Source organism: Psychroserpens sp. S379A, from assembly GCF_049800755.1.
Taxonomy (GTDB): Bacteria; Bacteroidota; Bacteroidia; order Flavobacteriales; family Flavobacteriaceae; genus Psychroserpens.
Genome location: NZ_JBNAFQ010000005.1, coordinates 123,248 through 136,916, shown reverse-complemented (window position 1 = coordinate 136,916; position 13,669 = coordinate 123,248). Strand labels below are relative to the sequence as shown.

The 13,669-nt window shown below is 32.5% G+C and carries 16 protein-coding genes; 11 read left to right on the top strand and 5 right to left on the bottom strand.

What is annotated here, in order from left to right:
• Positions 1–42: 42 nt before the first annotated feature.
• The 5 genes from ACP15M_RS12475 to ACP15M_RS12455 all read right to left on the bottom strand — a co-directional run bounded on the left by ACP15M_RS12475 (position 43) and on the right by ACP15M_RS12455 (position 4,765).
• Positions 43–2,448: a protein-disulfide reductase DsbD domain-containing protein gene (locus ACP15M_RS12475; RefSeq protein WP_425077540.1), complete on the bottom strand. Its 2,406-nt coding sequence runs from the start codon at positions 2,446–2,448 to the stop codon at positions 43–45.
• Between the two features lie 146 nt (positions 2,449–2,594).
• Positions 2,595–2,993, bottom strand: coding sequence for a rhodanese-like domain-containing protein (locus ACP15M_RS12470; RefSeq protein WP_425077539.1), 399 nt, complete (start codon positions 2,991–2,993; stop codon positions 2,595–2,597).
• A gap of 11 nt (positions 2,994–3,004) precedes the next feature.
• Positions 3,005–3,319, bottom strand: a complete 315-nt coding sequence (locus tag ACP15M_RS12465; protein ID WP_425077538.1) for a rhodanese-like domain-containing protein — start codon at positions 3,317–3,319, stop codon at positions 3,005–3,007.
• A 304-nt stretch (positions 3,320–3,623) separates the two neighbouring features.
• Positions 3,624–4,238 carry a thioredoxin family protein gene (locus tag ACP15M_RS12460; RefSeq protein ID WP_425077537.1) on the bottom strand — a complete coding sequence of 205 codons (615 nt, stop codon included), beginning with the start codon at positions 4,236–4,238 and terminating at the stop codon, positions 3,624–3,626.
• 8 nt (positions 4,239–4,246) lie between these two features.
• The gene (locus ACP15M_RS12455) at positions 4,247–4,765 is read right to left on the bottom strand and encodes a TlpA family protein disulfide reductase (RefSeq protein WP_425077536.1); all 519 of its coding nucleotides are present in this window, start codon (positions 4,763–4,765) and stop codon (positions 4,247–4,249) included.
• A 102-nt stretch (positions 4,766–4,867) separates the two neighbouring features.
• Between ACP15M_RS12455 and ACP15M_RS12450 the strand changes: the two genes are divergently transcribed.
• The 11 genes from ACP15M_RS12450 to ACP15M_RS12400 all read left to right on the top strand — a co-directional run bounded on the left by ACP15M_RS12450 (position 4,868) and on the right by ACP15M_RS12400 (position 13,649).
• Complete coding sequence (locus ACP15M_RS12450; RefSeq protein WP_425077535.1) at positions 4,868–5,332, top strand: MarR family winged helix-turn-helix transcriptional regulator; 465 nt, start codon at positions 4,868–4,870, stop codon at positions 5,330–5,332.
• Complete coding sequence (locus tag ACP15M_RS12445) at positions 5,329–5,901, top strand: YceI family protein (protein WP_425077534.1); 573 nt, start codon at positions 5,329–5,331, stop codon at positions 5,899–5,901. Before ACP15M_RS12450 ends, ACP15M_RS12445 begins: the two co-directional genes overlap by 4 nt.
• 266 nt (positions 5,902–6,167) lie before the next feature.
• The gene (locus tag ACP15M_RS12440; RefSeq protein ID WP_425077533.1) at positions 6,168–7,568 is read left to right on the top strand and encodes an anthranilate synthase component I family protein; all 1,401 of its coding nucleotides are present in this window, start codon (positions 6,168–6,170) and stop codon (positions 7,566–7,568) included.
• Positions 7,565–8,128, top strand: coding sequence for an anthranilate synthase component II (locus tag ACP15M_RS12435; RefSeq protein WP_425077532.1), 564 nt, complete (start codon positions 7,565–7,567; stop codon positions 8,126–8,128). The genes ACP15M_RS12440 and ACP15M_RS12435 overlap by 4 nt, the downstream gene beginning before the upstream one ends.
• Before the next feature lie 287 nt (positions 8,129–8,415).
• Complete coding sequence (trpD, locus tag ACP15M_RS12430; protein WP_425077531.1) at positions 8,416–9,408, top strand: anthranilate phosphoribosyltransferase; 993 nt, start codon at positions 8,416–8,418, stop codon at positions 9,406–9,408.
• A 105-nt stretch (positions 9,409–9,513) separates the two neighbouring features.
• The gene (gene trpC, locus ACP15M_RS12425; RefSeq protein WP_425077530.1) at positions 9,514–10,299 is read left to right on the top strand and encodes an indole-3-glycerol phosphate synthase TrpC; all 786 of its coding nucleotides are present in this window, start codon (positions 9,514–9,516) and stop codon (positions 10,297–10,299) included.
• Complete coding sequence (locus tag ACP15M_RS12420; protein WP_425077529.1) at positions 10,296–10,934, top strand: phosphoribosylanthranilate isomerase; 639 nt, start codon at positions 10,296–10,298, stop codon at positions 10,932–10,934. Before trpC ends, ACP15M_RS12420 begins: the two co-directional genes overlap by 4 nt.
• Entirely contained in the window at positions 10,924–12,105 is a 1,182-nt protein-coding gene (gene trpB / locus ACP15M_RS12415; RefSeq protein WP_425077528.1) for a tryptophan synthase subunit beta, read from the top strand. The genes ACP15M_RS12420 and trpB overlap by 11 nt, the downstream gene beginning before the upstream one ends.
• Positions 12,106–12,215: 110 nt before the next feature.
• On the top strand, positions 12,216–12,983 hold the full coding sequence (gene trpA / locus ACP15M_RS12410; protein WP_425077527.1) for a tryptophan synthase subunit alpha: 768 nt from the start codon (positions 12,216–12,218) through the stop codon (positions 12,981–12,983).
• Positions 12,980–13,204, top strand: coding sequence for a hypothetical protein (locus ACP15M_RS12405; RefSeq protein ID WP_425077526.1), 225 nt, complete (start codon positions 12,980–12,982; stop codon positions 13,202–13,204). Before trpA ends, ACP15M_RS12405 begins: the two co-directional genes overlap by 4 nt.
• Positions 13,194–13,649, top strand: coding sequence for a tRNA (cytidine(34)-2'-O)-methyltransferase (locus tag ACP15M_RS12400; protein ID WP_425077525.1), 456 nt, complete (start codon positions 13,194–13,196; stop codon positions 13,647–13,649). The genes ACP15M_RS12405 and ACP15M_RS12400 overlap by 11 nt, the downstream gene beginning before the upstream one ends.
• The last annotated feature ends 20 nt before the right edge of the window (positions 13,650–13,669 follow it).

The following is a 13,669-nucleotide window of genomic DNA, read 5'->3' as shown; positions in this document are numbered from 1 at the left end:
AAACCTTATTCGATGTTTTCTGCTTAAATCTTTTATCTTCTACTATTCTTGAAAATTTCCGATACCTTCTTTTAGCCAACTGTAATACTCATCAACATCTGGTGTATAACCTACAGGTTGGATTAAATTTTCTTCATTATGATCCATAAGCACGTAAAACGGTTGTGTATTGGTTTTGTATTTAATGGTTTGCAATTCGCTCCATTTTTGACCAATATATCGTAATTTCTTTCCTGGTTTCAATTTAGAATCACTGACTTCATCTTCAGACAGTTTACGCTTATCATCAACATAAAGAGAAATAAGAACAATATCGTTTTTAAGTGTATTCAAAACCTTGTCTTTTACCCAAACATTTTGTTCCATCTTTCTACAATTTACGCAAGCCCAACCTGTAAAATCAATCATCACTGGCTTTCCAACTTCCTTAGCATAAGCCAAACCTTTATCGTAATCATTAAATGCTAATATATCGTGAGGTGCCAACAGGTGTCCACCATCTGGTAAGTCGGAATGATCTGCCGAACTCATTCCTCCTCCACCTTTAGAGTTTCCAACACCATAAGGTGATTCACTGTAATCCATTGGTGGTGGAAATGCACTAATAAGATTAAGAGGTGCTCCCCAAAGTCCAGGAATCATATAAACTGTAAACGATAAGGTCAATAAGCCTAATAATAATCGTCCAACAGAAATATGACTTAAAGGCGAATCATGTGGCAATTGTATTTTTCCGAAGAGATACAAAGCTAAAGCTCCAAAAATGGCAATCCAAATAGCAATAAATACTTCACGTTCTAAGAAGTGTAATTGTAATACCAAATCGGCTTGCGATAAAAATTTAAATGCCAGTGCCAATTCTAAAAATCCGAGAACGACTTTTACTGTGTTGAGCCATCCTCCAGATTTAGGCAAAGAATTTAACCAACCAGGAAAGGCTGCAAATAGGGCAAATGGTAAAGCAATAGCAGAAGAAAATCCTAGCATTCCAATAACTGGAGCAACACCTCCTTTTGAAGCTGCTTCAACTAAAATTGTGCCTACAATTGGTCCAGTACAAGAAAATGACACAATAGCTAAAGCTAAAGCCATAAAGAAAATTCCAACTAATCCACCACGATCTGCTTGTCTGTCTGCTTTATTAGCCCAAGAATTAGGTAATACAATCTCGAAAGCTCCTAAGAATGAAATTGCAAATACAACCAATAACAAAAAGAAAATCAAGTTAAACCAAACATTTGTTGCTAAAGCGTTTAAAGCATCTGCTCCAAAAATAGCTGTAATTATAGTTCCTAATAATACATAAATAATGATGATTGATAAACCATAAATGATCGCATTACGAATTCCTTTTGCCTTAGATTGACTTTGTTTAATAAAAAAGCTTACAGTCATTGGAATCATAGGAAACACACAAGGTGTTAGCAAGGCTACAAATCCAGATAAAAACGCTACAAAGAAAATAGACCATAAACCACGTGTGGATTCACCTTCAGAATCTTCAGTAACCGAAACTGCTTTTGCTTGCGTTGCATTAGTTAAATCAAAATTTAAATCGACATAACTTGGTGTTAAACATTTCTCATCGTCACAAGCCATAAAACCAACTTCACCTTTAACAGATGTAATTGCACTATTAGATATTTTTATGTGTTGTCTGAATTCAGCTTTATTTTTGAAGAACTTTATCTTCATATTGAAGACTTTGTCTTGTATTTCTTTTCCTTCTTCTTCTGAAGTTTTTCCAATCAGTTCAACTCCTTCAGGCAAATCGTATAAAAACTCTGTAGGAATTGGTCCATCTTCTGGTACTTTTTGCGAATACAACTTCCAACCTTTATCGATAGCTGCTTTAGACACTAAAACAAATTCGTTATCTGACACCTTTTCAACTGCAGCTTCCCATTTTACAGGTTCTAATATTTGCGATGCATCATTTGACGTATCAGCCTGAAACACATTTGATTCGGTTTCAGTTACATCTATTTTTTTAGCTTCAGTTAAATTAAATTTAAGAGCAATATAATTTGGAGGCAAGCACTTTTCATCATCACAAACCATAAATTCCACTTCGCCTTCAACCAAAGACAATTCCTGATTAAGCACTTTTATACGCTGTCTAAATTCTGCTTTGTTCTCAAAAAACTTGATTTTCATTTCAAAGATTGGATCATCTACAGTATGACCTTCGTCCTCTTGAGTTTTTCCTATAATTTCAAAATCTGAAGATTCAGTATAATTAAACGTTGTAGGAATAGGACCATCTTCAGGTACGTTTTGAGCATACAAATGCCAACCATTATCAATAGTAGCATTAGAAATTAAATCGTATTCTGTATCTGAAATTTTTTCGACTGAGGTTGTCCACTTTACTGGTTCAAAAACTTGCGCATTAGCAGTAATAGAAATTGCTAAAAAGCTACAAAGTGCAATTATTAAGTTTTTCATTAGTCGTAATTAGGTATTGAAAGGAGCTAATTTAAAAAAAACTAAGAGATAATTGGTGTGTATTAAGTGTTGATTAACAAATATCAGTCTTAAACAAAAAAAGCCGAACAATATGTTCGGCTTTTTAAATAGGTACAAATCTTACTTTAATCAAAAGTTTGAAGTTCTAGTCCTTTAAATTTCCATTGGGTTATGCCTCCATTTAAATCGTAAATTTTCACAAATCCAGCTTCTTTCAGTTTTTTAGAACACTTTGCGCTTCGACCACCAGATTTACAATATAAAATAACAGGTTTTGTTTTATCTAATTTTGTGATATCATCCTCAAAGGTAGGTGAGTTAAAATCGATATTTTGAGAGTTGTGAATAAAACCATCTTTATATTCTTCAGGTGTTCTAACATCTACAACTTGAACGTCATCTAGTTCTAAAAGGGTTTGCATTTCTTCAGGTGAAATGACTTTAATTTCCGATTGTGCATCATTTTCGCAGTTGGTAAGTGACAATGCGAAAAGAAGACTTAAAACGATAGTGATTTTTTTCATTTTTGATTGATTTATAAAGAGGACACTTCGCCTTGCCATTGGCTGAAGCCTCCTAATAGGTTGTGTGTTTTTTTAAATCCGAGTTGATTCATCACAGCACAAGCTTGTCCGCTTCGTCCACCAGCTTTGCAATACACAAAATAGGTTTTAGATTTATCTAATGTTTCGATCTCATCAATAAATCCTTGACCTTTAAAAATATCAATGTGTTTTGCATTAGGAATAATACCTTCAGCAACCTCTTCAGGTGTTCTAACGTCTAAAACGACAGCATTATTGTCTGCTGCTAATTCTGACATCCATTCGTGTTGTGTTAAATCTGCCATAAAAAATTTATAAAATAATACGTATCAAAAATCATGCTAATTTAACATATCTTTACGAAAAAGACGCAAAAAAACCCGAAGCGTTACACTTCGGGTTGTTAAAATTTTATGTTTTAACCTATTGGTTCATTATAAATTCAAATTCGCTAAAACGTCTGTTCGAGTGATTTTGAGTTACGAAAAATTGTATCCAGAACTAGTTTTTAGTTTAAATTCATATTTTCGATACAAATTTCACTCATTTTCAATCGTAAAATTCACTCGAATTGACGATTCAATCATAATGCTCAATGAATATTTGTAACTAAACCTTAATTGAGCAACCTATTGCTCTGGTTTGTTTTTCTTCAATTTCTTTACCAGACAGCAAAGCATCTACTGCATCTTCAACATATTTTTTATTTACAGCTTTAGCATCTTGATAGTTATCATCAATAGCTCCTATATATTTAACAACATTGCCCTTTTTTGTTTTCTCTAAAATATAAACATGAGGTGTCTTGGTTGCTCCATACTGTGGGTAGATTTTCTGACCTTCGTCCATTAAATACGGAAATGTAAATCCTTTGGCTTTAGCACGAGCTTGCATAGCTTCCATCTTATCTCCTGGTTTAACCTTTGTATTATTAGGCATAATAGCAATAACAGGATAACCTTGTTTTGCATATTTTTTATTTAGCGCTTCTACACGATCTTCATACGCTACAGCATAAGGACAAGTATTACATGTAAATACGACAATAAACCCTTTAGCAGAATCATAATCTGATAAAGATACCATCTTCCCATCAATATTTTCAAGGCTAAAGTCTGTAGCTATATCTCCAATATGATATCCATGACCTTCTCCTAAATAACTAAAAGAAGAAAGAATTACTAAGGTTAAAAGTGCAAAAAATGTTTTAAATGTGTGTTTCATAAGTATTGTTATTTAAGGAATTGTTTGACTTCGGTTTCTAATTCGTCAAAATTAAATGACTTCTCGTAAAATATACGTTTATTTTTATTAAAAATTACAGTAGCAGGAATTGCACCTGTCCAACTTTTGTCTACTTTCGGAATCCAGGTATTTGAATCTACATCATTTAAAGCCACAACTTTTGACTGCAAATTATTTTTCTTTATATATGGTTTAAGCTTAGTTTCATACTTATTCGGAAAATCTAAACTTACTAAAATCACTTCAACATCATCTGAATAGTCTTTGTTTAACTTTTCAAAATAAGGTAATTCCTTAACACAAGGTGCACACCAAGTTGCCCAAAAATTCACAACATAGGTTTTATCGTCTGTAGTTGTTAAAAACTTCTGTAATCCTTCAAAATCATAAACCTCTAACGAAACTTCAGTATTTGTAGTTTCACTTAGCTTAGTTATTTGCTCTTGATCTGATGTATTCTTACAACCTATCAGTAGCAATAAAACAACGATACATGTGTACTTCATGACCTAAAGTTATTAATCCTTTTTTTGCCTTTTAAAATTTTAACATAAAATTAGACAAACGACTCAATAATTGTCATACATTTGTATATACAATAATTGTATATGCAAGAATTAAGTACACGTTTACAAACAAAAGTGCAATTACCTTTACAGAAACAAACAGTAATCAACATTATCTTGTCTAGCACATGGATAAAAAAAGATTTGCTAGAGGTTTTAAAACCACATGATCTTTCTTTAGAGCAATTTAATGTATTACGTATTTTAAGAGGTCAAAAAGGAGCACCTATTAATCTTCAAGATGTGCAAGAACGTATGGTTAATAAAATGAGCAATACAACACGCCTTGTAGATAAATTAATTTTGAAAAGGTATGTAAAACGAAATCAATGCAAAGAAAACAGACGTAAAATAGAAATTTATATCACATCTAATGGTTTAAACATTTTAAAACAATTAGATGGTATAGTTGATCAAACTGAACAAGATATAACTTCAAACCTATCAAAAATAGAATTAGAACAATTAAACACACTACTATTAAAACTCAAACAAAACAAACAATGAAAAACAACATCTTAAAAACAGGACTTATCATGATTTTAGCAATAACTATTGCTTCTTTCACAACTGTATCCGAAAAAAAAGTTAACGTAAAAGAAAGCACGATTACTTGGAAAGGCCATAAGGTAACTGGCTCTCATGAAGGCACTATTAATTTATCTGAAGGCACTTTAATATTTAATGGCAACAACCTATCTGGCGGAAGTTTTACCATAGACATGACCTCTATTAATGTAACAGATTTAAAAGCTGGTAATGGAAAAGAAAAATTAGAAGGACACTTAAAATCTGGTGATTTTTTTGGTGTTAGCAAACACAAAAAAGCTACTTATATAATTAATAATGTTACAGGTGAAAATGGGAAATATAGAGTTTTTGGAGACCTAACCATTAAAGGCATTACTAAACCTGCTACATTTCAAATGATGGTTAAAGACAATACTGCAACAGCAAGTTTTAAAGTTGACAGAACTAAATATGATATTAAATACGGTTCTTCTAGCTTCTTTGATGATTTAAAAGACAAAGCAATTTATGACGATTTTGATCTAAATGTAACTTTAAAGTTTTAAATTAAAGGTTGATTAATAGCACATTTAGAGATTGAGATTCCCATTAATTTGGGAATCTTTTTTATTTTAATTGAATAAATTTGAATTATAATAATTCATTTCTATATTTGAACTTTATTTCAAACATGAAAACAATTTTAAATCATACTTGGTGGTGGACTCTCGAAACTCAAACTTCGTGAAGTAGCACTATCGTATATTTAAATAAGAATATCAAAAAAAGGCTTGTCATTCACGACAAGCCTTTTTTAATTTTAAGCAAATCAATGAAAACATTTAGTTTATATACACATTACAAAAAAATTCTGGCAGATACCATTACTCCAGTAAGTATTTACTTAAAAATTCGAGATAAATTCCCAAATAGTATCTTGTTAGAAAGTAGTGATTATCATGCCAACGATAATAGTTTTTCGTATGTATGTTTTAATCCGATAGCATCAATTAAGGTTGACAAAAATACTATTGAGCAACATTACCCAGACGGAAGCTTCAAAAAAAACTACACCAAAAAAGTGTCTGTTACTGAAGAAATTCACAAGTTTACCAAACGCTTTAAAGTTAATTCTGATAAAGATTTCAAGTTCATAAATAATGGCATTTTTGGTTACACAGCTTATGATGCTGTAAAATACTTTGAAGATATTGAGTTAATAAAAAAACCAGACTCTATAGAAATTCCAGATATTTTTTATGCTGTATATCAAAACATAATTGCCATAAATCACTTTAAAAACGAAGCTTATATTTTTGCTCATTGTTTTGAAACCGAAAATAATATTGATGAAATTTTACAACTCATCAACTCAAAAAACTTTGCTTCTTATAATTTCAGAACAGATTCAGAGATTAGCTCTAACCTAACTGATGAAGACTACAAATCTCATGTTGATTTAGCCAAGAAGCACTGCGCTCGAGGCGATGTATTTCAACTAGTATTATCTAAAAAATTCTCTCAAGCCTTCAAAGGCGACGAATTTAATGTGTATCGCGCTTTACGAAGTATCAACCCTTCGCCTTACCTATTCTACTTTGATTATGGTAATTTTAAAATCTTTGGAAGTTCGCCTGAAGCGCAATTGGTCGTTAATAACTCGCAAGCCGAAATCCATCCTATTGCAGGAACATTTAAACGAACTGGTAATGATGAAGAAGATCAAAAACTAGCAAAAAAACTAGCTGAAGACGATAAAGAAAATGCCGAACATGTGATGCTGGTTGATTTAGCCAGAAATGACCTTAGTAGACACGGAAGTCAAGTAAAAGTAGAAACTTATAAAGAAGCGCAGTACTTTTCTCATGTCATTCATTTGGTAAGTAAAGTTACTGGAAAAATTCACGACAAAACATCAACCATGCAAGTCGTAGCAGACACATTTCCTGCTGGAACTTTAAGTGGTGCTCCTAAACACAGAGCGATGCAGCTTATTGAACAATACGAAAAAACTAGTCGCGCTTTTTATGGTGGTGCCATTGGGTTTATGGATTTTAATGGTAATTATAATCATGCCATTATGATAAGGACTTTTCTTAGTCAAAACCACAAATTACATTGGCAAGCAGGAGCTGGATTAGTTTCAAAATCAAATCCAAATCATGAGTTACAAGAAGTATATAATAAACTTGGCGCATTAACAACAGCTATTAAAATGGCAGAAGAAATATGAAAGTATTAGTAATAGATAACTACGATAGTTTTACATACAATTTAGTGCATTATTTAGAAGACCTAAACTGTGAAGTAACCGTAAAACGAAATGACAAACTTAGTCTTAAAGAAGTAGACGCTTATAAAAAAATAGTACTATCTCCAGGTCCTGGTATTCCTGATGAAGCTGGATTGCTCAAAGAGATCATCAAGACCTATGCACCAACAAAAAGCATATTAGGTGTTTGCCTTGGACAACAAGCTATTGGAGAAGTTTTTGGTGGCACCTTAATCAATCTAGATGAAGTTTATCATGGTATAGCTACTCAAGTAAATATCATCGTTGACGACGAACTATTATTTAAAAATATAAATAAAACTATTGAAGTAGGTCGCTACCACTCTTGGGTTGTAAACAACAATTTACCCGAAAGCTTAGAAGCTACTTCTTTTGATGGCAACGGACAAATAATGTCGTTAAGACATAAAGTTTATGATGTTCGAGGAGTTCAATATCATCCTGAATCTGTACTAACTCCAAACGGAAAACAAATTTTAGAAAACTGGATTAATAGTTAGCTGTTAGCAAAAATGTATAAAAATGAGTTTAAAAACGAAAATCAGTAAAAGCTCATGTCCCAAATCAATTCGCAGAATTGAACGCCAAGGCGAAGAATAGATGAAGAAAAGCTCCGAGAACAGGATAATGCAGTTCGACGCGGAGTTTTTAAATCGGTTTTCAGTTTTGTAAACTGAAAACCCCCTTGGCTTGGACTTGATTTTTTGATTCGTTTTGCATCAAGGCAAAATGAATAGAATAAAGAAAAATATAATTAATAAGATTCCCACTTTCACGGGAAATGAATATGAAACAAGTATTAAACAGATTAATCAATCATGAAAGCATCTCAAGTGAAGAAGCCAAACGTGTTTTAGTAGATATTTCAGATGGTAAATACAATAAAAGTCAGATTGCATCATTTCTTACCATTTACATGATGCGTAGTATTACTTTAGAAGAATTAAAAGGATTTCGTGATGCTTTGTTAGAATTGTGTATTCCAGTAGACTTATCCAACTTTAATACAATTGATTTATGCGGAACTGGTGGTGACGGAAAAAACACCTTTAATATTTCTACTTTGTCCTCATTTGTTACTGCTGGAGCTGGAGTTAAAGTAGCAAAGCATGGTAATTATGGCGTATCATCTTCTTCAGGATCTTCAAACGTCATGGAAGCTTTAGGAATTAAATTCACAAATAACGTAGATACATTAAAGCACTGCATTGATAAAGCTGGCATTTGTGTGATGCATGCTCCTCTATTTCATCCTGCTATGAAAAATGTAGCACCAATTAGAAGAGAATTGGGTGTAAAAACCTTTTTTAATATACTTGGTCCAATGGTAAATCCGTCGTTTCCTAAAAACCAAATAGTTGGTGTTTTCAATTTAGAATTACAACGTATTTACAGCTATTTATACCAAAACACCGATAAAAATTACAGTATCATTCATGCGCTTGATGGCTATGATGAAATTTCTTTAACTGGAAAAACAAAAATCATTTCTAACAATACTGAAACAGTCTTAGCTCCAACTGATTTAGGTGTCAATCAAATTGAAGCTCATTCCATATTTGGAGGCAAATCAGTAAAAGGTGCAGCAACTATTTTTAAAACTATTATAAACGGAAAAGGAACTGAAGCTCAAAACAATGTGGTATATGCTAATGCTGGTTTAGCAATAGCAACAGCAAACCAGATATCACATCAAGATGGTTTTGAATTGGCTAAAGAGAGTTTACAATCAGGAAAAGCAAAAAAATGTTTGAACAAATTAATTGAATCAAGCAAATAAATGTCATTCTGAGGAGTTTTGAATTTTAAATCAAAACGACGTGAGAATCTCAAACAAAGATTGTTTCGACTGTTATTAATAGTTTCACAATGACAACATTATAACATGAACATATTAGATAACATCACAAACGACAAACGCATCGAAGTCAATCTTCGAAAACAACTCATTCCTATTCAACAATTAGAACAGTCTGTTTTGTTTAAACGCAACACTGTTTCCTTATCCAATGCATTACGAAATAGCAATACAGGAATTATAGCAGAACACAAACGTCGTTCACCTTCAAAACAAGTCATTAACAATAACTTAAATGTGTTTGATGTTGCTAAAGGCTATGAAAAATCTGGTGCTTCTGGCATGTCTGTTCTAACTGACAGTAAATATTTTGGAGGAAGTCTTGACGATTTACTAACTGCTCGTTCTAGCTGTAACTTACCTTTATTAAGAAAAGAGTTTATTATAGACGAATATCAAATTATTGAAGCTAAAGCCCATGGTGCAGATGTTATATTATTAATTGCAGCTATTCTGTCACGAGAAGAGATCACTACTTTTTCTAAACTGGCAAAACAATTACAATTAGATGTACTACTTGAAGTTCATAATGAAGAGGAACTTCATAAGTCTATCATGCCAAGCATTGACATGATAGGTGTAAATAATAGAAACCTTAAAACATTTGAGGTTAGTTTAGAAATTAGTAAACAACTAAGTGATTTTATTCCTACTGATTTTGTAAAAGTTTCTGAAAGTGGAATCAGCTCAATTGAAGCTATTAAAACCCTTCAACCATATGGTTATAAAGGCTTTTTAATTGGTGAAAACTTTATGAAAACTGATAATGCTGGATTAAGTGCTGCACAATTTATTAAAGACTTAAACTTATGAAACTAAAGGTTTGCGGAATGAAATACAAAGACAACATATTAAATGTTGCTAAACTGAATCCTGACTTCATGGGTTTCGTTTTCTATAAAAATTCTCCACGTTATTTTAATAGTACTATTCCTGAATTACCAAATAACATAAAAAAGATTGGTGTGTTTGTCGATTCAACTTTAGATTACATAAAAGGTATTGTTCAAAAACACAACCTACAAGGCGTACAACTACATGGTAACGAATCACCAGAGCTATGCCAACAACTAAAAGCTTTAAATTGTATAGTAATAAAAGTTTTTTCTGTTAAAGACACTTTTAACTTTAACACTGTAGAACCTTACGAAAACGTTTGTGATTACTATTTATTTGACACAAAAGGGAAACAACCTGGCGGAAATGGTTATGCGTTTGATTGGAGCATCCTAAAAAAATATTCCTCAATAAAACCATTCTTTTTAAGTGGAGGCATTGGACTTAATGAAATGGATAGTTTACAATCATTTCTAAAACGACCAGAAGCCATGTTTTGTCACGCTCTAGATTTAAACAGCAAATTCGAAACTAACTTAGGCTTAAAAAATACAGAAAAATTAAAAGCATTTAAAGATCAACTTATAGCAAACAATAACTATGATGTATAACATTAACAACAAAGGCTATTATGGCGAATTTGGAGGTGCTTACATTCCAGAAATGCTCTATCCTAATGTAGAAGAATTACGACAAAACTATTTGAAAGTTTTAGCCGAACCTTCATTTAAACAAGAGTTCGATCAACTCTTAAAAGATTATGTTGGTCGTCCTTCACCACTCTACTTTGCTAAACGTCTTTCAGAAAAATACAACACTAAAATTTACTTAAAACGGGAAGATCTAAATCATACTGGAGCTCATAAAATTAATAATACCATTGGTCAAATTCTCATGGCTAAACGCTTAGGAAAAACCAGAATTATTGCCGAAACAGGAGCTGGTCAACATGGTGTTGCTACAGCAACTGTTTGTGCCTTAATGGGCATACAATGCATTGTATATATGGGAGAAATTGATATTGCTCGTCAAGCACCTAATGTAGCTCGAATGAAAATGTTAGGTGCCAAAGTTCGTCCTGCTTTATCAGGAAGTCGAACACTAAAAGATGCCACCAACGAAGCCATTCGCGATTGGATTAACAACCCAATAGACACACATTACATTATTGGTAGTGTCGTCGGACCACATCCTTATCCAGATATGGTAGCGCGTTTTCAAGCAATTATTTCTGAAGAAATCAAATGGCAACTTAAAGAAAAAGAAGGCACGAACAAACCAGATTATATCATCGCTTGTGTTGGTGGAGGAAGCAATGCTGCTGGAGCTTTTTATCATTATTTAGAAGATACATCTGTAAAACTCATTGCTGTTGAAGCTGCTGGAAAAGGCATTCATTCTGGTAAAAGTGCTGCAACTTCTATCTTAGGACGAGAAGGCATTATTCATGGTAGTAAAACCCTATTAATGCAAACTAACGACGGACAAATTACTGAGCCTTACTCTATCTCTGCAGGTTTAGATTATCCAGGAGTTGGACCAATGCATGCGCATTTGTACAAATCTGGTAGAGCAGAATTCTTATCTGTAACAGATGATGAAGCCATGACAGCTGGCTTAGAACTTAGTCAGTTAGAAGGCATTATTCCTGCTATCGAAAGCTCACATGCATTAGCCATATTTGGTAAAAAAACATTTAAAGAAAATGATGTTGTAGTCATTAATCTTTCTGGTCGAGGCGATAAAGATTTACAAAATTATATTGACTATTTTAAATTATAAAATTATGGCATTACCACAAGGGTCAGGCTTTCAAGGCTCGCTATCAAAGATGAGCTCAAACAAACCTTTCAATCCTTAATGCAAAGTGCAACTCATAAGAACCTGAAACAATGAACAGAATACACCAAAAGCTTAAAGAAGACAAAAAACTACTATCAATATACTTTTCAGCAGGTTATCCAAATATCAATGATACCGTTTCTATCATTCATGATCTTGAAAACAATGGTGTCGATATGATAGAAATCGGATTACCTTTTAGTGATCCTTTAGCTGATGGACCAACCATTCAACAAAGTTCCACTCAAGCTCTTAAAAACGGAATGACAACTGAGCTGCTCTTTCAACAACTAAAAGACATTCGTAAAACAGTTTCTATTCCTTTAATTATCATGGGTTATTTTAACCCAATTTTACAATATGGTGTTGAAGCGTTTTGCAAAAAGTGTCAAGACATTGGTATTGACGGACTCATAATTCCTGATTTACCAGTTGATGTTTATAACACACAATACAAAGCTATATTTGAAAAACACGGTTTAATAAATGTGTTTTTAATCACTCCTCAAACCTCAAATAAGCGTATCAATTTTATCGATTCTATCTCCAACGGATTTATTTATATGGTAAGCTCGGCAAGTGTAACAGGAAGCAGTTCTGGATTTGGAAATGAACAAATAGATTACTTCAAACGCATTTCAGAGATGCAACTAAAAAATCCGCAAATCATTGGTTTCGGAATTTCAAATCACGACACATTTACTCAAGCAACTCAATACGCAAAAGGAGCCATTATTGGAAGTGCTTTTATTAAACATTTGAATGATTTTGGAATAAATAAAATTGATAGCTTTGTGAATAGAATTTTGAATAAATGAAACTTCTAAATGATTTTAGAGTAATTATCATACTCTGCTTAACACTTGGTTTAGCTCCTTTTTTTCCAGAGCCTCATCTTTTAGGAAAAATTAAATGGATTGCTGGTGGAGCTATTGGTATGCAACTTCAAGATTGGTTTGATGTTTTACTTCATGGTTTTCCTTGGGTATTACTTATTAGAATTATCATACTAAAACTCACTACAAAAAATGCCGCTTAATATCGTTTTATTTGAACCAGAAATTCCCAACAACACTGGTAATATTGGTCGTTTAGCTTTGGCTTCAGGATCAAAACTTCATTTGGTAAAACCCTTTGGTTTTGAACTTTCTGATAGTAGACTCAAACGTGCAGGATTAGATTATTGGCAACATTTAGATGTTACTATTTACGATTCTATTGAAGACTTTTTTAAAATACATCATGACAAAGAATTTGTATTCTTTTCTAGTCACGGACAAAAATCACACTGGGAAATTTCATTTAAAGATGATTTGTTTCTTATCTTCGGAAAGGAATCTGTTGGCTTACCAAAACCCATGATTGAAACCTATATAAATCAGTTATATAAAATACCATTATACAGTGAACATATAAGAAGCCTTAATTTAGCTAATGCAGTAAGTGTTGTAATTTATGAAGGCTTAAGACAATTAAATAGTTAATTCATGTATTGAAATAAAAA